At 71.1% G+C, this 21,757-nt stretch carries 19 protein-coding genes; 14 read left to right on the top strand and 5 right to left on the bottom strand.

Features of this window, described 5'->3' with window-relative positions; translation table 11 throughout:
• Positions 1–10: 10 nt before the first annotated feature.
• Complete coding sequence (locus P8A18_RS06840; RefSeq protein ID WP_306052677.1) at positions 11–700, bottom strand: maleylpyruvate isomerase family mycothiol-dependent enzyme; 690 nt, start codon at positions 698–700, stop codon at positions 11–13.
• 176 nt (positions 701–876) lie between these two features.
• On the opposite strand from P8A18_RS06840, the gene uvrA reads away from it, so the two are divergent.
• Positions 877–3,879 carry an excinuclease ABC subunit UvrA gene (gene uvrA / locus P8A18_RS06835; protein ID WP_306052675.1) on the top strand — a complete coding sequence of 1,001 codons (3,003 nt, stop codon included), beginning with the start codon at positions 877–879 and terminating at the stop codon, positions 3,877–3,879.
• A gap of 222 nt (positions 3,880–4,101) precedes the next feature.
• Positions 4,102–4,530, top strand: coding sequence for a Rieske (2Fe-2S) protein (locus P8A18_RS06830; RefSeq protein WP_306052673.1), 429 nt, complete (start codon positions 4,102–4,104; stop codon positions 4,528–4,530).
• Between the two features lie 30 nt (positions 4,531–4,560).
• On the opposite strand, the gene P8A18_RS06825 is transcribed toward P8A18_RS06830, so the two are convergent.
• Positions 4,561–5,487: a hypothetical protein gene (locus tag P8A18_RS06825; RefSeq protein WP_306052671.1), complete on the bottom strand. Its 927-nt coding sequence runs from the start codon at positions 5,485–5,487 to the stop codon at positions 4,561–4,563.
• A gap of 226 nt (positions 5,488–5,713) precedes the next feature.
• Between P8A18_RS06825 and P8A18_RS06820 the strand changes: the two genes are divergently transcribed.
• From P8A18_RS06820 to pgi, 12 genes are all read left to right on the top strand, one after another.
• Entirely contained in the window at positions 5,714–6,385 is a 672-nt protein-coding gene (locus P8A18_RS06820; RefSeq protein WP_306052669.1) for a papain-like cysteine protease family protein, read from the top strand.
• A 4-nt stretch (positions 6,386–6,389) separates the two neighbouring features.
• Positions 6,390–7,256, top strand: a complete 867-nt coding sequence (locus P8A18_RS06815; protein WP_306052667.1) for a hypothetical protein — start codon at positions 6,390–6,392, stop codon at positions 7,254–7,256.
• A gap of 110 nt (positions 7,257–7,366) precedes the next feature.
• Positions 7,367–9,400, top strand: a complete 2,034-nt coding sequence (uvrC, locus tag P8A18_RS06810; protein ID WP_306052665.1) for an excinuclease ABC subunit UvrC — start codon at positions 7,367–7,369, stop codon at positions 9,398–9,400.
• On the top strand, positions 9,397–10,362 hold the full coding sequence (gene rapZ, locus P8A18_RS06805) for an RNase adapter RapZ (protein ID WP_026250370.1): 966 nt from the start codon (positions 9,397–9,399) through the stop codon (positions 10,360–10,362). The genes uvrC and rapZ overlap by 4 nt, the downstream gene beginning before the upstream one ends.
• A complete protein-coding gene (locus tag P8A18_RS06800; RefSeq protein WP_018555681.1) occupies positions 10,359–11,393 on the top strand; it encodes a gluconeogenesis factor YvcK family protein in 1,035 nt (344 codons plus the stop codon). The genes rapZ and P8A18_RS06800 overlap by 4 nt, the downstream gene beginning before the upstream one ends.
• The gene (gene whiA, locus P8A18_RS06795; RefSeq protein ID WP_018104603.1) at positions 11,384–12,373 is read left to right on the top strand and encodes a DNA-binding protein WhiA; all 990 of its coding nucleotides are present in this window, start codon (positions 11,384–11,386) and stop codon (positions 12,371–12,373) included. The genes P8A18_RS06800 and whiA overlap by 10 nt, the downstream gene beginning before the upstream one ends.
• Before the next feature lie 259 nt (positions 12,374–12,632).
• A complete protein-coding gene (gap, locus tag P8A18_RS06790) occupies positions 12,633–13,643 on the top strand; it encodes a type I glyceraldehyde-3-phosphate dehydrogenase (RefSeq protein WP_306052663.1) in 1,011 nt (336 codons plus the stop codon).
• Between the two features lie 111 nt (positions 13,644–13,754).
• Positions 13,755–14,966, top strand: a complete 1,212-nt coding sequence (locus tag P8A18_RS06785) for a phosphoglycerate kinase (protein WP_306052661.1) — start codon at positions 13,755–13,757, stop codon at positions 14,964–14,966.
• Between the two features lie 6 nt (positions 14,967–14,972).
• A complete protein-coding gene (tpiA, locus tag P8A18_RS06780; protein ID WP_018555685.1) occupies positions 14,973–15,749 on the top strand; it encodes a triose-phosphate isomerase in 777 nt (258 codons plus the stop codon).
• Between the two features lie 110 nt (positions 15,750–15,859).
• A complete protein-coding gene (gene secG / locus P8A18_RS06775; protein WP_018104607.1) occupies positions 15,860–16,096 on the top strand; it encodes a preprotein translocase subunit SecG in 237 nt (78 codons plus the stop codon).
• A 109-nt stretch (positions 16,097–16,205) separates the two neighbouring features.
• Positions 16,206–16,541, top strand: a complete 336-nt coding sequence (locus tag P8A18_RS06770; protein ID WP_078622699.1) for an RNA polymerase-binding protein RbpA — start codon at positions 16,206–16,208, stop codon at positions 16,539–16,541.
• A 150-nt stretch (positions 16,542–16,691) separates the two neighbouring features.
• A complete protein-coding gene (gene pgi / locus P8A18_RS06765) occupies positions 16,692–18,356 on the top strand; it encodes a glucose-6-phosphate isomerase (RefSeq protein ID WP_306052655.1) in 1,665 nt (554 codons plus the stop codon).
• Between the two features lie 69 nt (positions 18,357–18,425).
• On the opposite strand, the gene pgl is transcribed toward pgi, so the two are convergent.
• Genes pgl through zwf form a run of 3 tightly spaced genes read right to left on the bottom strand, consistent with a single transcriptional unit; the run spans position 18,426 to position 21,756 of the window.
• Positions 18,426–19,211 carry a 6-phosphogluconolactonase gene (pgl, locus tag P8A18_RS06760; RefSeq protein ID WP_306052653.1) on the bottom strand — a complete coding sequence of 262 codons (786 nt, stop codon included), beginning with the start codon at positions 19,209–19,211 and terminating at the stop codon, positions 18,426–18,428.
• Entirely contained in the window at positions 19,208–20,227 is a 1,020-nt protein-coding gene (opcA, locus tag P8A18_RS06755; RefSeq protein ID WP_306052651.1) for a glucose-6-phosphate dehydrogenase assembly protein OpcA, read from the bottom strand. Before opcA ends, pgl begins: the two co-directional genes overlap by 4 nt.
• Positions 20,224–21,756: a glucose-6-phosphate dehydrogenase gene (gene zwf, locus P8A18_RS06750; protein WP_018555691.1), complete on the bottom strand. Its 1,533-nt coding sequence runs from the start codon at positions 21,754–21,756 to the stop codon at positions 20,224–20,226. Before zwf ends, opcA begins: the two co-directional genes overlap by 4 nt.
• Position 21,757: the final 1 nt, after the last annotated feature.

Below are 21,757 nucleotides of genomic sequence, written 5' to 3'. Positions count from 1 at the left end.
CGGGGGCGGCCTAGAGCGGGGGCAGCGCCGGAAGGGCTCCGCCTTCCACCGTCAGCGCCGATCCGTCGCGCCGCCCGCTGAGCCAGCCCAGCAGCTCGGAGGCGTTGCCGCGTACGGAGACCGCGCCGCCCTCCGCGCCGCCGCCGGTCGTCCACGCGCGCCCGGTGTCGTCGGCCAGCCCCGTCGACACGACATCCGGGTGCCCGGTGAACCGCTCGGCCAGGAAGTCGATCTCCCGCGCGGTGAACTCGTCAGGCAGGTCCTCCAGCTCGTAGCCGGCGTTCAGGTCGACGTGGTGCAGCTCGACCTCGGCGCGGCGCCGGAAGGGGATCTGGGAGGCCGAGTCCGTCACACCGTTGCGCAGGGTCACCGTGCGCGACCAGTCCGCGGGCTCGGCCGCCGCCGCCACGAAGCGGGCCGCGCTCGCCGTCAGGTCGGCCAGCTGCTCCGCCTGTGGACGGGGGGCGTCCCGCTCGATGTCGCGGTCGCGGGTTTCGCTGTCTGCGTACATCGGCCGGCCCTGGAGAACATTTACGAGCGCGTCGGCGTTAAGAGAGAGGTGCGCGACGACATGACCGCGGCTCCAGCCCGGCAGTCGTGACGCTTCGGCCAGGGCCGCGTCGTCCAGTTTCTCGGTGGCGCTGAGCAGTCGATCGGTCGCTTCACGGAGTGCTGCCAGGTCGTGCGCATGGTCAGTCATGGGGCCGAGCCTAGCCCCGGCCACTCGTTCGGGTGAAGGAGTCATCAGCCGTCCGCAATTCGAATGTGCGTGCTATACCCTCGGAGTCGAAAGCTCCGTACACCGCTGTGGCGCCCCCCATAACCTGGGCCAGGGGCTCAGTTCCCCCGCTTCTCTCCAGAAAGGTGCGGACCGGCGTGACCGACCGTCTCATCGTCCGTGGCGCTCGCGAGCACAACCTCAAGAACGTCTCGCTCGACCTCCCCCGCGACTCCCTCATCGTCTTCACCGGGCTCTCCGGGTCGGGCAAGTCGTCGCTCGCGTTCGACACGATCTTCGCCGAGGGCCAGCGGCGTTACGTGGAGTCCCTCTCCTCGTACGCCCGGCAGTTCCTCGGCCAGATGGACAAGCCGGACGTCGATTTCATCGAGGGCCTGTCGCCCGCCGTCTCCATCGACCAGAAGTCGACCTCGCGCAATCCCCGCTCGACGGTCGGCACCATCACCGAGGTCTACGACTACCTGCGGCTGCTCTTCGCCAGGATCGGCAAGCCGCACTGCCCCGAGTGCCACCGCCCGATCTCGCGCCAGTCGCCGCAGGCCATCGTGGACAAGGTCCTCGGCCTGCCCGAGGGCAGCCGCTTCCAGGTGCTCTCGCCGCTGGTGCGCGAGCGCAAGGGCGAGTTCGTCGACCTCTTCTCCGATCTCCAGACCAAGGGGTACAGCAGGGCGAGGGTCGACGGCGCGACCATCCAGCTCTCCGAGCCGCCCACGCTCAAGAAGCAGGAGAAGCACACCATCGAGGTGGTCATCGACCGCCTCACCGTGAAGGACAGCGCCAAGCGCCGGCTGACGGACTCCGTCGAGACCGCGCTGGGCCTCTCCGGCGGCATGGTCGTGCTGGACTTCGTCGACCTCCCCGAGGACGACCCCGAGCGCGAGCGGATGTACTCCGAGCATCTGTACTGCCCGTACGACGACCTCTCCTTCGAGGAGCTGGAGCCGCGCTCCTTCTCCTTCAACTCGCCCTTCGGCGCCTGCCCCGACTGCACCGGTATCGGTACGCGGATGGAGGTCGACCCGGAGCTGATCGTCCCCGACGAGGAGAAGTCCCTCGACGAGGGCGCGATCCACCCCTGGTCGCACGGCCACACCAAGGAGTACTTCGGCCGCCAGATCAACGCGCTGGCCGACGCCCTCGGCTTCCGTACGGACATCCCCTGGGCGGGGCTGCCGCAGCGCGCCAAGAAGGCCCTGCTGCACGGCCACAAGATCCAGACCGAGGTCCGCTACCGCAACCGCTACGGGCGCGAGCGCGCCTACACCACGCCGTCCTTCGAAGGCGCCGTCCAGTTCGTCAAGCGGCGGCACTCCGAGGCCGAGAGCGACTCCAGCAGGGAGCGCTTCGAGGGCTACATGCGCGAGGTCCCCTGCCCGACCTGTGAGGGCACCCGGCTCAAGCCGATCGTCCTCGCGGTCACCGTGATGGACAGGTCCATCGCCCAGGTCGCCGCGATGTCGATCAGCGAGTGCGCCGAATTCCTCGGCCGCCTCAAGCTGAACGCCCGCGACAAGAAGATCGCCGAGCGGGTGCTCAAGGAGGTCAACGAGCGGCTGAGGTTCCTGGTCGACGTGGGCCTGGACTACCTCTCGCTGAACCGCGCCGCGGGCACCCTGTCCGGCGGCGAGGCCCAGCGCATCCGGCTCGCCACCCAGATCGGCTCCGGCCTCGTCGGCGTGCTGTATGTGCTGGACGAGCCCTCCATCGGGCTGCACCAGCGCGACAACCACCGGCTGATCGAGACCCTGGTGCGCCTGCGCGACATGGGCAACACGCTCATCGTCGTGGAGCACGACGAGGACACCATCAAGGTCGCCGACTGGGTGGTCGACATCGGCCCCGGCGCCGGCGAGCACGGCGGCAAGGTGGTCCACTCCGGATCGCTGAAGGAGCTGCTGGCCAACGACAAGTCGGTCACCGGGCAGTACCTGACCGGCAAGAGGTCGATCCCGGTGCCCGACGTCCGGCGTCCCGTGGACCCCTCCCGGCTGCTCACGGTGCACGGCGCCCGGGAGAACAACCTCCAGGACATCGACGTCTCCTTCCCGCTCGGCGTGCTCACCGCCGTCACCGGCGTCTCCGGCTCGGGCAAGTCGACGCTGGTCAACGACATCCTCTACACCCACCTGGCCCGCGAGCTGAACGGCGCCAAGTCGGTGCCCGGCCGGCACACCCGGGTCGACGGGGACGACCTCGTCGACAAGGTGGTGCACGTCGACCAGTCGCCCATCGGCCGTACGCCCCGGTCCAACCCGGCCACGTACACCGGCGTCTTCGACCACGTCCGCAGGCTGTTCGCCGAGACGATGGAGGCCAAGGTCCGCGGCTATCTGCCGGGCCGGTTCTCCTTCAACGTCAAGGGCGGCCGCTGCGAGAACTGCTCAGGCGACGGCACCATCAAGATCGAGATGAACTTCCTGCCCGATGTGTACGTCCCGTGCGAGGTCTGCCACGGAGCGCGCTACAACCGGGAGACCCTGGAGGTCCACTACAAGGGCAAGTCCATCGCCGAGGTGCTGGACATGCCGATCGAGGAGGGCCTGGAGTTCTTCGAGGCCGTCCCGACCATCGCCCGCCACCTGCGCACGCTCAACGAGGTCGGCCTCGGATACGTGCGGCTCGGCCAGTCCGCGCCGACGCTCTCCGGCGGTGAGGCCCAGCGGGTCAAGCTCGCCAGCGAGCTCCAGAAGCGCTCCACCGGCCGTACGGTCTACGTCCTGGACGAGCCGACCACCGGTCTGCACTTCGAGGACATCTCCAAGCTGATCAAGGTGCTCTCCGGTCTGGTCGACAAGGGCAACTCGGTGATCGTCATCGAGCACAACCTCGATGTCATCAAGACCGCCGACTGGGTCGTGGACATGGGCCCCGAGGGGGGCAACGGCGGCGGCCTGGTCATCGCCGAGGGCACCCCGGAGTACGTGGCGGGCGTCCCCGCCAGCCACACCGGCAAGTTCCTCCAGGACATCCTGGACTCGGACCGGGTCAGCGAGGCGGCCGTCCCGACGGCCCGCAAGCCCGCCCGGAAGACGGCGGCCCGGAAGACGGCCGCCGCGAAGACACCGGCGAAGACCGCGTCGGCCAAGGCGGCGGCGAAGAAGCCCGCGGCCAAGAAGACGGCCCGCGCCCGCAAGGCCTGACACCGGAGCGAAGCAGTGCGAGGCGGCGGCCCCCTCCCGGGGGTCGCCGCCTCGCCGTACCCCGACCCTGACCAGGCACGACCGGGCGGGACCGGCCCGCGCGCAGACACGTCCTTCTCCGCCGGTATCGTCGGTTACCGCACCGATGCCGCCGCCGCCCCGGGCAGCTCCGGCACGGCCTCGCACCCTGCCCCATCTGTCGCTTCGACCCGTGGAGACCGCATGTCCGGCCAGCCCGCCGCCCGCCGCACCGTGCTGAAGGGCGCCGCCCTCGCGGGCGTCGCCGGGCTCGGAGCGGCCGCCTGCTCGACCGACTCGAAGCTCGGCCACGCCGAGACGCCCACCCCCACCGCCCCCGTCGAACTCGGCGCGCCGGACGAGATCCCGGTCGGCGAGTCCAAGCTCTTCCGCGAGCAGCGCGTCATCGTCAGCTGCCCGGCCAAGGGGCAGTACAAGGCCTTCAGCGCCCAGTGCACCCACGCAGGCTGCCTGCTGGACAAGGTCGAGAAGAACGAGGGCCACTGCCCCTGCCACGGCAGCCTCTTCGACACGACGACCGGAAAGGCCGTGCACGGCCCCGCGACCGTGCCGCTGCCCTCCGTCCCGGTCCGCGTCGAGGGCGGAAAACTGATCGCGGGCCCCAACGCCTGACCCCGCCGGGACCGGCCCCGGCGGGCCGGTCTAATCCCAGTCCCAGTCGATCCCGACCAGCCCCGGCCGCACACCCTGCTCCACCAGATGCACGGTCCGGTGCCGGCCGGTGAGCGTGAGATCCGCCCGCGCGCCCCGGGGCGCGCCCGCCGACACCTGGGCGAAACTGCGGCACCGCACCGGCAGCGCCTCCTCGTCGAAGCCGACCTGGAGCACGTACTGCCCGCCGCCGAAGGTGAAACCCCGCAGGTACTCGCCGCAGGGCCCTCCCGTACCGTCCTCGAAGCCGTAGCCGAACAGGTACGTGTCGCCCGCCCGCAGCCGGGTGTCGAAGAGCAGCTCGGCGACCAGCACCCCCGTCTCCCGGTCCCAGCGGACCCGGCCCGTGCGGCAGTTCTCCCGGGCGCTCACCACGACCTGCCCCGGATCGCAGCCCGGATCACCGATGTACACGGCGAGGTAACGGTCGATCCCGTCCCGGTGGGCGCGCACGACGTGCTGGGAGTCGCGGTGCTGCATCTGGCGGCCGGGCCCGATCCGTACCCGCTCCTGGTGGCCCACCGTGTGCAGCCCGCCGTCGGCGGGTGACTCCAGGTCCGCGAGCAGCCGCTCCACCGCCCCGGAGGCGTCCATCAGCGAGCGGTACGTCCTGGCCGGCGGGCGGTCGGTGTCCGGGCGGGACTCCGCGGCGTCCAGCAGCCCGAGCAGCGAGTTCACCGGCAGGCCGAGCACCTCCTCCAGCGCCTTCACGGCCCGCAGCGACTCCGGGCGCTGCGGGCGGCGGGCGCCCTGCTGCCAGTAACTCAGGCTGGTCACCCCGACCTTGATCCCGCGGTGCGCCAGATGGTGCTGGACCCGCTGGAGCGGCAGCCCGCGCACCGAGAGCGCCGTGCGCAGCGCCAGATGGAACGGTCCGGTGTGCAGCACCTGCGCCAGTTCGGCCTCGGTGTGCTGCATGGGTCCTCCAGGTGAACGTTCACGCCGGCCGGGCACGGGGCCGCGCCGGCAGGTGCCGGACCGCAGGTGGTCAGGGGGGCGCGTTCACGCCGGGGCCCCGGGCATTCACACCGCGGTGTTCACCCGCATTGAAGCGTGTTGACCCGTTCCCGACAACGGTTGATGCTCCTCCACAGCGTCCGGACGCGCTCCTTGGACCCCCACCCCCCGCCCCGGGAGGAACGCCATGCGCAACCGAAGAATCCGGCCGGCACGGCTGTCGGTGACAGCCGTTCTCGCCGCCGTCCTGCTCGCCGCGCCCACGGCGACCGCCACCGCCGCCGACCAGCCCCGCGCCGCCACCGCCGCGGTCCTGGACCACCGGGCTGCCGCCGCGGCCCCGGACCGGGCCGCCGCCGCCCCGACGGCCGCCCTCGCCGCCACCCGGCGGCTGAACATCACCATGCAGGCGCAGCAGAAGACCAACTGGTGCTGGGCCGCCTCCGGCAACACCATCGCCACCTGGTACGGCCGCAACTACAGCCAGAACGAGTTCTGCAACGCGGCCTTCGGCCGTGCCCAGGGCTACGAGTGCCCCAACTCGCAGGCCGCGCTCGACAACGTCCAGAACGCCCTGTACTGGGCCGGCATCAACCCCGGCTCGTACGTCAGCGGCTGGCTGCGCTACCCCACCGTGCAGGCCGAGATAGCCGCCGGACGGCCGGTGGAGACCCGCATCCAGTGGTCGTCGGGCGGCGGCCACATGCACGTGCTGTACGGGTACGACGACGCGAACAGCCTCGTCTACTGGGGCGACCCCTGGCCGTCCAGCAATCGCTACAACTGGGCCTCGCACGCCTGGTACGTGAACAACAACGAGTTCTCCTGGACCCACTCGCTCTACCGGATCGGGGCGTGACGGCATGACCTCCACCCGTAACGCGCGCGGCCCCCGCCCCGTCGCCGCCGCCCTGGCCGCCGCGGGCGTACTGGCCGGCGCCGCCCTGCTCACCGCCGCCCCGCAGGCGGCCGCCGCCACCGGACCCTCCACCACCCCCGCCGCCCTGGCCGCCGCCCACGACGCGGCCACCGACGCCACCACCCTGGACACCCTGTCCCGGTTCTTCGCCCGGGAGGGCGCCGTCAGCGAGACGGCGGCCGCACCCCGCATCCAGGGCGCCGCCGTGCCCGTACGCACCCTGTCCGCCGGCTTCGTCGCGGGGGAACCCGGGGCACCCATCGCCTCCCTGGACTACCTGGCCAGCACCGCCGTCTCGTCGGACGGACAGAAGGCGTCGCTGTGGACGCTGCCCGAGCCGGGCAGGGACGGCGGCTACCAGGTGGTGAACATCGCCACCGGGGACGACGAGGCCCGGTACGCCGCGGCGGGCGCCCGCAAGCTGCCCGGCGGCATCGTCTTCCACGAGCCTCAGATCGACGCCTGGTACGTCCAGAAGGGGAGCAAGGTACTCCCGCTCGACCAGGACGCCGTCCGGGCGGTCGGCAAGGAGGGGACGACCGTCTCCGCCTACCGCACCCGGGTGCGGGCCGCCTACGCCGACAAGCTCCCCGGCTCCGCCTACGCCCGCAAGGGCGAGGCCGGCGGCTACGGGCCCGCCGAGGCGAAATCCGCCCCGGCGAAGCCGTCCGGGCCCGCCATCGCCGCGGGCAGCGGCAGGGACACGGCCCTGACCGCGGGCTCCACCGCGGCCGCCGGGGGAGCCGTCGCCGTCCTCGCCCTCTGCGGCGTCACCGCCCTGCGGCTGCGCGGCCGGCGCAGGACCGGATGACGCGCACCCCATGACCCCGCGCTCCGGGACAGGTGACCCCACCCCTGTCCCGGGGCGCGGCGACATCCGGGCACCCCGCACTGTCACTGCCCGCAAGTAGGGTGGGAGACATGGCAGACCCCTCCAGCTACCGCCCCAAGCCGGGACAGATCCCCGACTCCCCGGGGGTCTACAAATTCCGCGACGAACACCGCCGGGTGATCTACGTCGGGAAGGCCAAGAGCCTGCGCCAGCGCCTGGCCAGCTACTTCCAGGACCTCTCCGGCCTCCACCCGCGCACGCGCACGATGGTGACCACGGCCGCCTCCGTGGAGTGGACCGTCGTCTCCACCGAGGTCGAGGCGCTCCAGCTCGAATACTCCTGGATCAAGGAGTTCGACCCCCGGTTCAACGTCAAGTACCGTGACGACAAGAGCTACCCCTACCTCGCGGTCACGCTGAACGAGGAGTTCCCCCGGGTCCAGGTGATGCGCGGCGCCAAGAAGAAGGGCGTGCGCTACTTCGGCCCGTACGGGCACGCCTGGGCGATCCGCGAGACCGTCGACCTGATGCTGCGGGTCTTCCCCGTCCGTACGTGCTCCGCCGGCGTCTTCAAGAACGCCGCGCGCACCGGCCGCCCCTGCCTCCTCGGCTACATCGGCAAGTGCTCGGCCCCCTGCGTCGGCCGCGTCACCCCCGAGGAGCACCGCGAACTGGCCGACGACTTCTGCGACTTCATGGCCGGCCGCACCGGCACGTACATCCGCCGCCTGGAGAAGGACATGATGGCGGCGGCCGAGGAGATGGAGTACGAGCGGGCCGCGCGCCTGCGTGACGACGTCGAGGCGCTCAGGCGCGCCATGGAGAAGAGCGCCGTCGTCCTCGCCGACGCCACCGACGCCGACCTCATCGCGGTCGCCGAGGACGAGCTGGAGGCGGCCGTCCAGATCTTCCACGTACGCGGCGGCCGGGTGCGCGGCCAGCGCGGCTGGGTCACCGACAAGGTGGAGAACGTCGACACCTCCGGCCTCGTGGAGCACGCCCTCCAGCAGCTGTACGGCGAGGAGAGCGGCGACGCCGTCCCCAAGGAGGTCCTCGTCCCGGCCCTCCCCGAGGACCCCGCGGCCGTCTCCCAGTGGCTCGCGGACCGGCGCGGCTCCCAGGTCAGCCTGCGCATCCCGCAGCGCGGCGACAAGAAGGACCTGATGGTCACGGTCCAGCGCAACGCCCAGCAGGCCCTCGGGCTGCACAAGACCAAGCGCGCCTCCGACCTCACCACCCGCTCCCGGGCCCTGGAGGAGATCGCCGGAGCCCTGGGCCTGGACACCGCCCCGCTGCGCATCGAGTGCTTCGACATCTCCCACCTCCAGGGCGACGACGTCGTTGCGTCCATGGTCGTCTTCGAGGACGGGCTCGCCCGCAAGGGGGAGTACCGCCGCTTCCAGATCAAGGGCTTCGAGGGCCAGGACGACGTCCGTTCGATGCACGAGGTGATCAGCCGCCGCTTCCGCCGCTACCTCCAGGAGAAGGAACGCACGGGGGAGTGGGAGGAGACCCCGGCCCCCACGGGCCCGGCGCCCACCGGCCCCGTACCGGCGTCCGCCGAGCCGGCCGCCGAGGGGGCCCGCGAGGACGACGGCCGGCCCAAGCGCTTCGCGTACCCGCCGCAGCTCCTCGTGGTCGACGGCGGGCAGCCGCAGGTCGCCGCCGCCAAGCGGGCCCTGGACGAGCTGGGCATCGACGACATCGCCGTCTGCGGCCTCGCCAAGCGCCTCGAAGAGGTCTGGCTGCCCGATGACGACGACCCGGTGGTCCTGCCCCGCTCCAGCGAGGGGCTGTACCTCCTCCAGCGCATCCGCGACGAGGCCCACCGCTTCGCCATCACCTACCAGCGCGCCAAGCGGGCCAAGCGCATCCGCTCCAGCCCCCTGGACGACGTCGCCGGTCTCGGGGACACCCGCAAACAGGCTCTGATCAAGCATTTCGGCTCCGTGAAGAAGCTCAGGCAGGCGACAATCGACGAGATCTGCGAGGTTCCCGGGATAGGCCGCAGGACGGCGGAATCAGTGGCCGTCGCCCTCGCGGCGGCCGCCCCGGCCGCACCCGCCGTGAACACGGCCACAGGAGAGATCATGGAAGAGGACGACGGGGGCAGCACGACATGACTGACCACGAACATGAACACGGGCACGACCGCACCGACCGAACAGACGGAGCAGCAGACGTGAGTACGGGCACCTCGACCGAATCGGGTGACAGCGCGGCCGCCATCCCCGAGCTGGTGATCATCTCCGGCATGTCCGGCGCCGGGCGCAGCACCGCCGCCAAGTGTCTGGAGGACCTCGGCTGGTTCGTCGTGGACAACCTGCCGCCCGCGCTGATCCCCACCATGGTGGAGCTCGGCGCCCGCTCCCAGGGCAACGTGGCACGGATCGCCGTCGTCGTGGACGTGCGCGGCCGCCGCTTCTTCGACAACCTGCGCGAATCCCTCGCCGACCTGGACGCCAAGGGCGTCACCCGCCGGGTGGTCTTCCTGGAGTCCTCCGACGACGCGCTGGTCCGCCGCTTCGAATCGGTCCGCCGCCCCCACCCGCTCCAGGGCGACGGCCGGATCGTCGACGGCATCGCCGCCGAGCGCGACCTGCTGCGCGAGCTGCGCGGCGACGCCGACCTGGTGATCGACACCTCCAGCCTCAACGTGCACGAGCTGCGCGCCAAGATGGACGCCCAGTTCGCCGGCGACGAGGAACCGGAGCTGCGCGCCACCGTGATGTCGTTCGGCTTCAAGTACGGCCTGCCGGTCGACGCCGACCTGGTGGTCGACTGCCGCTTCCTGCCCAACCCGCACTGGGTCCCGGAGCTGCGCCCCTTCACCGGGCTCAACGAGGAGGTCTCCTCCTACGTCTTCGACCAGCCGGGCGCCAAGGAATTCCTCAACCAGTACACCGAACTGCTCCAGCTCGTCGCCGCGGGCTACCGCCGCGAGGGCAAGCGCTACGTGACCATCGCCGTCGGCTGCACGGGCGGCAAGCACCGCTCCGTGGCCATGTCCGAGAAGCTGGCGGCGCGGCTCGCCACCGAGGGGATCGAGACCGTGCTCGTACACAGGGACATGGGGCGCGAGTGACCAGCCGCAATCTGCGCCTGCGCCGGCTGCGCGGCGCCACGCCCGCGTTCGCCAAGCGCAAGCGCGGCGCCCAGCCCAAGGTCGTCGCGCTCGGCGGCGGCATGGGCCTGTCCGCCTCCCTCACCGCGCTGCGGCGGATCACCGGCGACCTGACCGCCGTGGTCACCGTCGCCGACGACGGAGGCTCCAGCGGGCGGCTCCGCGAAGAGCTGGGCGTCCTGCCCCCCGGCGACCTGCGCAAGGCGCTGGCCGCCCTGTGCGGGGACGACGAGTGGGGCCAGACCTGGGCGCAGGTCATCCAGCACCGCTTCCAGTCCAAGGGCGACCTGCACGAGCACGCGGTCGGCAATCTGCTGATCGTCGCCCTGTGGGAGCAGCTCGGCGACCACGTCCAGGCCCTGGACCTGGTCGGCAAGCTCCTCGGCGCGCACGGCCGGGTGCTGCCCATGTCCGCCGTGCCGCTGGAGCTCCAGGCCCTGGTCAAGGGCCACGACCCCGACCGCCCGGAGGACGTGGACACCGTGCGCGGCCAGGCCACCGTCGCCCTCACCCCGGGCGAGGTGCAGTCGGTGCACGTGGTCCCGGCCGACCCTCCGGCCGTCCCCGAGGCGGTCGCCGCCGTGCTGGACGCGGACTGGGTGGTCCTCGGTCCGGGCTCCTGGTTCTCCTCGGTCATCCCCCATCTGCTCGTCCCCGAACTGCTGGACGCGCTGATCGAGACGAAGGCCCGCAAGGTCCTCTCGCTGAACCTCGCACCGCAACCCGGTGAAACAGATGGCTTCTCACCGCAGCGTCATTTGGAGGTTTTGGGACGACACGCCCCTAAACTCGCCCTGGACGTGGTGCTGGCCGACGAGGCCGCCGTGCCCGACCGCGAATCACTCGCCGACGCAGCGAAAAGGCTCGGTGCCGCGGTCGAGCTGGCGCCCGTGGCCTCACCCGACGGCGTTCCGATCCATGATCCGGAGCTGTTGGCCGCCGCGTACGACCGTATTTTTCGGATGCATGGAAGGATCGGCCCATGGCGATGACGCCGGCGGTGAAGGATGAAGTCTCTCGGCTTCCCGTGACCCGGACCTGCTGCAGGAAGGCAGAGGTTTCGGCGATTCTTCGGTTCGCGGGTGGACTCCACCTGGTGAGCGGCCGGATCGTGATCGAGGCGGAGCTGGACACCGCGATGGCGGCGCGCCGGCTGAAGCGGGACATCCTGGAGATCTTCGGGCACAGCTCGGAGCTGATCGTGATGGCACCCGGCGGCCTGCGGCGCGGCTCGCGCTACGTCGTACGCGTGGTGGCGGGCGGTGACCAGCTGGCGCGCCAGACGGGCCTGGTCGACGGCCGGGGCCGCCCCATCCGCGGCCTGCCCCCGCAGGTGGTCTCGGGGGCCACCTGCGACGCGGAGGCCGCCTGGCGCGGGGCCTTCCTGGCGCACGGCTCGCTCACCGAGCCCGGCCGCTCCTCCTCGCTGGAGGTGACCTGCCCCGGCCCGGAGGCCGCGCTCGCGCTGGTCGGTGCCGCCCGCAGGCTCTCCATCGCGGCGAAGGCCCGCGAGGTGCGCGGAGTGGACCGGGTCGTCGTCCGCGACGGCGACGCGATCGGCGCCCTGCTCACCCGGCTCGGCGCCCATGAATCGGTGCTGGCCTGGGAGGAGCGGCGGATGCGGCGCGAGGTCCGCGCCACCGCCAACCGCCTCGCCAACTTCGACGACGCCAACCTGCGGCGCTCGGCCAGGGCGGCGGTCGCCGCGGGCGCCCGGGTGGGCCGCGCGCTGGAGATCCTGGGCGAGGAGGTCCCCGAGCACCTCGCGGCGGCCGGCCGGCTGCGCATGGAGCACAAGCAGGCCTCCCTGGAGGAGCTGGGCGCGCTCGCCGACCCGCCGCTCACCAAGGACGCGGTCGCCGGGCGCATCCGGCGGCTCCTCGCGATGGCCGACAAGCGCGCCCAGGACCTGGGTATCCCCGGCACGGAATCCACTCTCAGCGAAGAGCTGGCCGACGGGCTGGTCGGCTGACCCGCGCACCCGGCCCGGGCGCCGCGGCGGGAACGGCCCGCGCACCCGCGGGTGTTGACGCTGCGTAATCGTCGCGAGGGGCCGGGGAAGGCGCCCGGAGGCCCGTATTCCTACTGGGGAGTACGGGCTTTCCGCGTCCGTCCGGCCGTGGCCGATGTCACCCCGACGGCTCCGGAGAGGTAGGGTCGTAGGCGGTCGGGGACATCCCATACAACTCGCCGGCGTCGAAAACCGGCGTACCTAACGAGGAGATCGGTTCGTGACGATCCGCGTAGGCATCAACGGCTTTGGCCGCATCGGTCGTAACTACTTCCGCGCGCTGCTGGAGCAGGGTGCGGACATCGAGATCGTGGCTGTCAACGACCTGGGTGACACTGCGACCACGGCCCACCTGCTGAAGTACGACACCATCCTGGGTCGTCTCAAGGCAGAGGTCAGCCACACCGCCGACACCATCACCGTCGACGGTCACACCATCAAGGTGCTCTCCGAGCGCAACCCGGCCGACATCCCCTGGGGTGAGCTGGGCGTCGACATCGTCATCGAGTCGACCGGCATCTTCACCAAGAAGGCCGACGCCGCGAAGCACATCGCGGGTGGTGCGAAGAAGGTCCTCATCTCGGCTCCGGCCAAGGAGGAGGACATCACCATCGTCATGGGCGTCAACCAGGACAAGTACGACGCGGCCAACCACCACGTCATCTCCAACGCGTCCTGCACGACCAACTGTGTCGCTCCGATGGCCAAGGTTCTCGACGAGAACTTCGGCATCGTCAAGGGCCTCATGACCACGGTGCACGCGTACACCAACGACCAGCGGATTCTGGACTTCCCGCACTCGGACCTGCGCCGCGCCCGCGCCGCCGCCGAGAACATCATCCCGACCACGACCGGCGCCGCCAAGGCGACCGCTCTGGTCCTCCCGCAGCTCAAGGGCAAGCTCGACGGCATCGCGATGCGCGTCCCGGTCCCGACCGGCTCCGCCACCGACCTCGTCGTGACCCTGCAGCGCGAGGTCACCAAGGACGAGGTCAACGCCGCGTTCAAGAAGGCCGCCGACGACGGCGACCTGAAGGGCTTCCTGACGTACACCGAGGACCCGATCGTCTCCTCGGACATCGTCGGTGACCCGTCGTCCTGCACCTTCGACTCCTCCCTGACCATGGTCCAGGAGGGCAACACGGTGAAGATCCTCGGCTGGTACGACAACGAGTGGGGCTACTCCAACCGCCTCGTCGACCTGACCGTCTTCGTCGGCAGCCAGCTCTGACCGGCGCCGAACCGGCAGGCATCTCGATGTGAGCACGGGGCTCGAACAGCGCAACGCCGCGCCGTTCGAGCCCCCTCGCATGCTCCCTCGTCCTCCAAGGAGTCCAGACAGATGAAGACGATCGACGCACTTCTCGCCGAAGGGGTCGCCGGCAAGCGGGTATTCGTCCGCGCCGACCTCAACGTGCCGCTGAGCGGCACCACCATCACCGACGACGGCCGCATCCGCGCCGTCACCCCGACCGTCCGGAAGCTGGCCGAGGCCGGCGCCCGGGTCGTCGTCGCCTCGCACCTGGGCCGCCCCAAGGGCGCCCCGGACCCGGCGTTCTCGCTGGCCCCCGCCGCCACCCGGCTCGGTGAACTGCTCGGCACCGACGTGGCCTTCGCGACCGACACGGTCGGCGAGTCCGCCCGCGCCACCGTCGCGGCCCTCACCGACGGCCGGGTCGCCGTCATCGAGAACCTCCGCTTCAACCCCGGTGAGACCTCCAAGGACGACGCCGAGCGCGGGGCGTTCGCGGACCGGCTCGCCGAGCTCGCCGACCTGTACGTGGGCGACGGCTTCGGTGCCGTCCACCGCAAGCACGCCTCGGTCTTCGACCTCCCGGCCCGGCTCCCGCACGCCGCGGGCGACCTGATCGCCACCGAGGTCGGCGTCCTGAAGAAGCTCACCGACGACGTGCGGCGGCCGTACGCGGTCGTGCTCGGCGGCGCCAAGGTCTCCGACAAGCTCGGCGTCATCGACCACCTGCTGGAGCGCGCCGACCGCATCCTCATCGGCGGCGGCATGGCGTACACCTTCCTCAAGGCCCAGGGCCACGAGGTCGGCAGCTCGCTGCTCCAGGAGGACCAGATCCCGGCCGTGCGCGAATACCTGCGGCGCGCCGAGGAGAAGGGCGTGGAGTTCGTACTCCCCGTCGACGTCGTGGTCGCCCCCGCGTTCCCCGACCTCAGGACCAAGGCCCCGGCCAACCCCTCCACCGTCGCCGCCGACGCCATGCCGGCCGGGCAGATGGGGCTGGACAACGGCCCGGAGACCAACAAGCTCTACGCATCGAAGCTCGCCGACGCGGCCACCGTCTTCTGGAACGGCCCGATGGGCGTCTTCGAGCACCCCGACTTCGCCGAGGGCACCCGGGCCGTCGCCCAGGCCCTCGTCGACTCCTCGGGCTTCAGCGTGGTCGGCGGTGGCGACTCCGCCGCCGCCGTCCGCATCCTGGGCTTCGACGAGAACGCGTTCGGACACATCTCGACCGGTGGCGGCGCCAGCCTCGAATACCTCGAGGGCAAGACGCTTCCCGGCCTCGCCGCACTGGAGGACTGACCTTTCATGACCACCCGCACCCCGCTGATGGCGGGCAACTGGAAGATGAACCTCAACCACCTTGAGGCCATCGCCCACGTCCAGAAGCTCGCCTTCGCCCTGGCCGACAAGGACTACGACGCCGTCGAGGTCGCCGTCCTGCCACCCTTCACCGACCTGCGCTCCGTGCAGACGCTGGTCGACGGCGACAAGCTGAAGATCAAGTACGGCGCCCAGGACATCTCGGCGCACGACTCCGGCGCGTACACCGGCGAGATCTCCGGCGCCATGCTCGCCAAGCTGAAGTGCACCTTCGTCGCCGTCGGCCACAGCGAGCGCCGCCAGTACCACGGCGAGACCGACGAGGTCTGCAACGCCAAGGTGAAGGCCGCCTACAAGCACGGCCTGACCCCGATCCTGTGCGTCGGCGAGGGCCTGGACGTCCGCAAGGCCGGCGACCAGGTCGCGCACACCCTCGCGCAGCTCGACGGCGCCCTGAAGGACATCCCGGCCGAGCAGGCCGAGACCATCGTGGTCGCCTACGAGCCGGTCTGGGCCATCGGGACCGGCGAGGTCGCCACCCCCGAGGACGCCCAGGAGGTCTGCGGCGCGATCCGCGGCCGGCTCGCCGAGCTGTACTCGCAGGAGCTGGCCGACGCGGTCCGCATCCAGTACGGCGGCTCGGTCAAGTCCGGCAACGTGGCCGCGATCATGGCCCAGCCCGACGTCGACGGCGCCCTGATCGGCGGCGCGGCGCTGGACGCCGACGAGTTCGTCAAGATCGTCCGCTTCCGCGACCAGTGAGTATGCGGTAGCGCGGATCCGTCGTACCCTTGCGGGGGCCGGGGAGGGCAGCCTCCCGGCCCCCGTTGTTCGTACATGCAGTCAGGATTTCCGGAAAGTAGGGACCAGCCGTGATTTTGGGGTTCGAGATCGCCCTGATCGTCTTCAGCCTGCTGCTGATGCTGCTGGTGCTGATGCACAAGGGCAAGGGCGGCGGTCTTTCCGACATGTTCGGTGGCGGCATGCAGTCCTCCGTCGGTGGTTCCTCGGTCGCCGAGCGCAACCTCGACCGGATCACCGTCGTGGTCGGTCTGGGCTGGTTCGCGTGCATCGTGGTGCTCGGCCTGCTCATCAAGCTGGACAACTGACCCGTCGTACGCGATTCCCGGTGACGGTGTAACTCCTTTCACTGGACGCGCGTTGGGCCTTACGTAGACTGGGGCATCTTCGAGCACCATCACGCAGGGAGTTACGACCGTGGCAAGTGGCAACGCGATCCGGGGAAGCCGGGTCGGAGCGGGGCCGATGGGGGAGGCCGAGCGCGGCGAGTCCGCGCCACGCGCCCGCATCTCCTTCTGGTGCTCGAACGGGCACGAGACGCAGCCGAGCTTCGCCCATGACGCGCAGGTACCGGAGACCTGGGACTGCCCGCGCTGCGGTTTCCCGGCCGGCCAGGACCGGGACAGCCCGCCCGACCCGCCCCGCACCGAGCCGTACAAGACGCACCTCGCGTACGTGCGCGAGCGGCGCAGCGACGCGGACGGCGAGGCCATCCTCGCCGAGGCCCTGGCGAAACTCCGCGGCGAGATCTGAATCGTTCACCGGCCGGACACCCCACGGGTGCCCGGCCGGACTGCTTCCGTCGTGCCGCAGCCCGCCGCTGCCACGTCCGGCCGCCTGATCAATTAGGTTGGAGGGGCAGCGGGGAACTGCGGTTACGAGAGAAGTGGGCTGATGTCCGGGATGAACGCAACAAGCCGTACCAGGCTCAACCAGACGCCGGAATGGGCGGCGCTGGGCAAGCACCGTGAGCAGCTCGGGTCGACCCATCTGCGCCAGCTGTTCGCGGACGACCCGGCGCGCGGCACCGGGTACACCCTGCGGGTCGGCGACCTGTACCTCGACTATTCCAAGCACCTGGTCACCGACGAGACTCTGGCGCTGCTGCGCGAGCTCGCCGCCGCCACCGACGTCGCCGGGCTGCGCGACGCCATGTTCCGCGGCGACAAGATCAACACCACCGAGGACCGCGCCGTCCTGCACACCGCGCTGCGTGCCCCGCGGGGCGCCGTGATCGAGGTCGACGGCGAGAACGTGGTGCCCGCCGTCCACGCGGTGCTCGACAAGATGGCGGCCTTCTCCGACCGCGTCAGGTCGGGGGAGTGGACCGGCCACACCGGCAAGCCGATCAAGAACATCGTCAACATCGGCATCGGCGGCTCCGACCTCGGCCCCGCCATGGCGTACGAGGTGCTGCGCTCCTTCACGGACCGCTCGCTCACCTTCCGCTTCGTCTCCAACGTCGACGGTGCCGACCTGCACGAGGCCGTGCACGATCTCGACCCCGCCGAGACGCTGTTCGTCATCGCGTCGAAGACCTTCACCACGATCGAGACGATCACCAACGCCACCTCCGCCCGCGACTGGCTGCTGACCGGGCTGAGGGCCGGTCAGGACGCGGTGGCCAAGCACTTCGTGGCGCTGTCGACCAACGCCGACAAGGTCGCCGGCTTCGGCATCGACACGGCCAACATGTTCGAGTTCTGGGACTGGGTCGGCGGCCGCTACTCGTACGACTCCGCCATCGGGCTCTCCCTGATGATCGCCATCGGCCCGGACCGGTTCCGCGAGATGCTCGACGGCTTCCACCTCGTCGACGAGCACTTCCGCACCGCCCCCGCGGAGGAGAACGCCCCGCTGCTGCTCGGCCTGCTGGGCGTCTGGTACGGCGCGTTCTTCGACGCCCAGTCGCATGCCGTGCTGCCCTACAGCCACTACCTGTCCAAGTTCACCGCGTACCTGCAGCAGCTGGACATGGAGTCCAACGGCAAGTCCGTGGACCGGGACGGCAATCCGGTCGACTGGCAGACCGGACCGGTCGTCTGGGGCACCCCCGGCACCAACGGGCAGCACGCCTACTACCAGCTGATCCACCAGGGCACCAAGGTCATCCCGGCCGACTTCATCGGCTTCGCCCAGCCGGTCGACGACCTGCTGCCCGGCCTGGTCGCCCAGCACGACCTGCTGATGGCCAACTTCTTCGCCCAGACCCAGGCCCTGGCCTTCGGCAGGACACCGGACGAGGTACGCGCCGAGGGCGTCCCCGAGGAGCTGGTGGCGCACAAGACGTTCCGGGGCAACCACCCGACGACGACGATCCTCGCCGACCGGCTGACCCCCTCCGTGCTCGGCCAGCTGATCGCCCTGTACGAGCACAAGGTCTTCGTCCAGGGCGCCGTCTGGAACATCGACTCCTTCGACCAGTGGGGTGTCGAGCTCGGCAAGGTCCTCGCCAAGAAGATCGAGCCCGTGCTGACCGGGGACGAGGGTGCCGAGGGCGCGGGGGAGCAGCTGGACAGCTCGACCGCCGCGCTCGTCACCGCCTACCGCGAACTGCGCGACCGCTGACCACGCACCCGGGCCCGGCCCGCTCGCGGAGAGCGGACCGGGCCCGGAAGCGCGGCCGGTGACGGCCTGTCAGGCGGAAGCCGACGGGTACAGGTCGCGCGGCAGGCGGGAGGCCGCCGCCGCGTCCAGCAGCCACAGCGTGCGGCTCCGGCCGTACGCCCCGGCCGCCGGGGCCTGGATCTCCCCGGCCCCCGACAGGGCGATGGCCACGGCCTCCGCCTTGTCCTCGCCCGCCGCCAGCAGCCACACCTCGCGCGCCGCCCGGATGGCGGGCAGCGTCAGCGAGATACGGACGGGCGGCGGCTTGGGCGCGCCGTGCACACCGACGACGGTGCGCTCGGTCTCCCGTACCGCCGGCAGCTCGGGGAAGAGCGAGGCGACATGGGTGTCCGGGCCGACGCCCAGCATCAGGACGTCGAACTCCGGCACCGGGCCGTGGTCCTGCGGCGCCGCCGCGGCGGCCAGCTCCGCCGCGTACCCGGCGGCCGCGGCGTCGGCGTCCGGGCCGTAGGGGCCGTCGGACGCGGGCATGACGTGCACCCGGGACGGGTCCAGCCCCACCGCGTCCAGCAGGGCCTCGCGGGCCTGGGTGACATTGCGCTCCGGGTCGCCCTCCGGCAGGAACCGCTCGTCGCCCCACCACAGGTCGAGCCGCGACCAGTCGACCGCGTCCCGGGCGGGGGCGGCGCCCAGCGCGGCCAGCAGACCGTTGCCGTTGCGGCCGCCGGTGAGCACCACCGAGGCGTCGCCGCGCGCGGCCTGGGCGTCCACGACCCTCGTGATCAGCCGGGCCGCCGCGGCCTGCGCCATCAGCTCCTTGTCGCGGTGCACGACGAGCTGCGGAACCGTGCTCACTTCGACGCCGCCTTCTTGGCCGGGGCGGCCTTCTTGGCGGCCGGCGCCTTGGCGGGGGCCTTGGCCGGCTCCTCGGCGGCGGGCACGCCCGCCATGTCGAGGCGGTCCACGCCGAACTTCACCGTGGACTCGTAGACGTTGTCCGGGTCCAGCCGGCGCAGCTCCTCCGCGAGCAGCTCCGCCGTCTCGCGGCGCTTGAGGGCCACCGCGCGGTCGGGCTGGCCCACCATGCAGAGCGTGGCGAGCGAGCCGTCGGCCCGGTCCAGGACGATGTCGCCGTTCTTCGTCGCCATCCGGACGGCGGTGAGGCCGGGGCCGCCGGACGTGGTGCGCTCCACCGGAACGCCCAGCCGGTCCGCCAGCCACATGGCCAGCAGCTCGCAGCTCGGGTTGTCCGACTCGCCCTCGACCGTGGCGGAGACGACCTCGGCGGGCTGCTGGTCGAGCGCCGCCGCCAGCATCGAGCGCCACGGCGTGATGCGGGTCCACGCCAGGTCCGTGTCACCGGGCCGGTACGTCGCCGCGCGCACCGCCAGTTCGTCGAGCGGGTGCTCGGCCGAGTAGGTGTCGGTGATCCGGCGCTGGGAGAGGGCGCCGAGCGGGTCCTTCGCCGGGTCGGCGGGGGCGTCCTGCGGCCACCACACCACCACCGGGGCGTCCGGCAGCAGCAGCGGCAGGACCACCGACTGGGCGTGGTTGGCCAGCTCGCCGTGCAGCCGCAGTACGACGGTCTCGCCGGAACCCGAGTCGGAACCGACCCGGATCTCGGCGTCCAGCCGCGCGTCGCGGCGGGCCCGCGGCGAACGGCTGACCCGCTTGATGACCGCGATGATGCGCGAGGGGTGCTCGCGCGAGGAGTCGCTGGCCGCCTTGAGCGCGTCGTAGGCGTTCTCCTCGTCGGTGACGATGACGAGGGTGAGGACCATCCCGATGGCGGGGGCGCCGACCGCGCGCCTGCCCGAGACCAGGGCCTGGTTGATCTTGCTGGACGTGGTTTCCGTGAGGTCGATCTTCATGGCCGGCGCCAGCTCCGTCCGTCGCGTGCGAGCATCTCGTCCGCCTCGGCCGGTCCCCAGGTTCCGGCCGGGTACTGGGCGGGCTTGCCGTGCTTGTCCCAGTACTCCTCGATCGGGTCGAGGATGTTCCAGGAGAGCTCGACCTCCTGGTGGCGCGGGAAGAGGTTGGCGTCGCCGAGCAGGACGTCGAGGATGAGCCGCTCGTACGCCTCCGGGCTGGACTCCGTGAAGGACTCGCCGTACGCGAAGTCCATCGTGACGTCCCGTACCTCCATCGAGGTGCCGGGCACCTTGGAGCCGAACCGCACCGTGACGCCCTCGTCCGGCTGCACCCGGATGACCAGGGCGTTGCCGCCCAGCTCCTCCGTGGCGCCGGACTCGAACGGCAGATACGGGGCGCGCTTGAAGACGACCGCGATCTCCGTGACCCGGCGGCCGAGCCGCTTTCCGGTCCGCAGGTAGAACGGCACACCCGCCCAGCGGCGGTTGTTGATCGTCAGCTTGATCGCGGCGAAGGTGTCGGTCTTCGACTTGGGGTCGATTCCCTCTTCCTCCAGGTAGCCGGGGACCTCCTGGCCGCCCTGCCACGCGTGCGTGTACTGGCCGCGCACGGTGTGCTTGCCCAGGTCGTCGGGCAGCTCGACCGCCGTGAGCACCTTGAGCTTCTCGGCGACCAGAGCCTTGGGGTGGAAGGAGCCGGGCTCCTCCATCGCGGTCAGCGCCAGCAGCTGGAGCAGGTGGTTCTGGATGACGTCGCGGGCCGCGCCGATGCCGTCGTAGTAGCCGGCCCGGCCGCCGATGCCGATGTCCTCGGCCATCGTGATCTGGACGTGGTCGACGTACGACCTGTTCCAGATCGGCTCCCACATCGTGTTGGCGAAGCGCAGGGCCAGGATGTTCTGGACCGTCTCCTTGCCGAGGTAGTGGTCGATGCGGAAGACCTCGTTCGGCGGGAAGACGTCGTGCACGATCTGGTTGAGCTCCTGAGCGCTCTCCAGGTCGTGGCCGAACGGCTTCTCGATGACGGCCCGCCGCCAGCTGCCGTCCTTCTGGTCGGCCAGCCCGTGCTTCTTGAGCTGCTGGACGACCTTGGGGAAGAACTTCGGCGGCACGGACAGGTAGAAGGCGAAGTTGCCGCCCGTTCCCTGCGCCTTGTCGAGCTCCTCGATCGTGGCCCTGAGGGTCTCGAAGGCCACGTCGTCGTCGAAGTTGCCCGGCACGAAGCGCATGCCCTGGCTGAGCTGCTGCCAGACCTCCTCGCGGAAGGGCGTACGGGAATGCTCCTTGACCGCGTCGTGCACGACCTGGGCGAAGTCCTCGTCCTCCCAGTCGCGGCGCGCGAAGCCGATGAGCGAGAAGCCCGGTGGCAGCAGGCCGCGGTTGGCCAGGTCGTAGACGGCGGGCATCAGCTTTTTACGGGACAAATCGCCCGTGACGCCAAAGATGACCAGGCCCGACGGCCCCGCGATGCGCGGGAGCCGTCGGTCCTGGGCGTCACGGAGCGGGTTGGCTCCGGGAACACCAGACAAA

It is taken from the genome of Streptomyces sp. Mut1, assembly GCF_030719295.1.
Taxonomy (GTDB): Bacteria; Actinomycetota; Actinomycetes; order Streptomycetales; family Streptomycetaceae; genus Streptomyces; species Streptomyces castrisilvae.
Note: the sequence above shows the minus strand (reverse complement) of the source record. Positions and strands in the feature narration are given on the sequence as shown.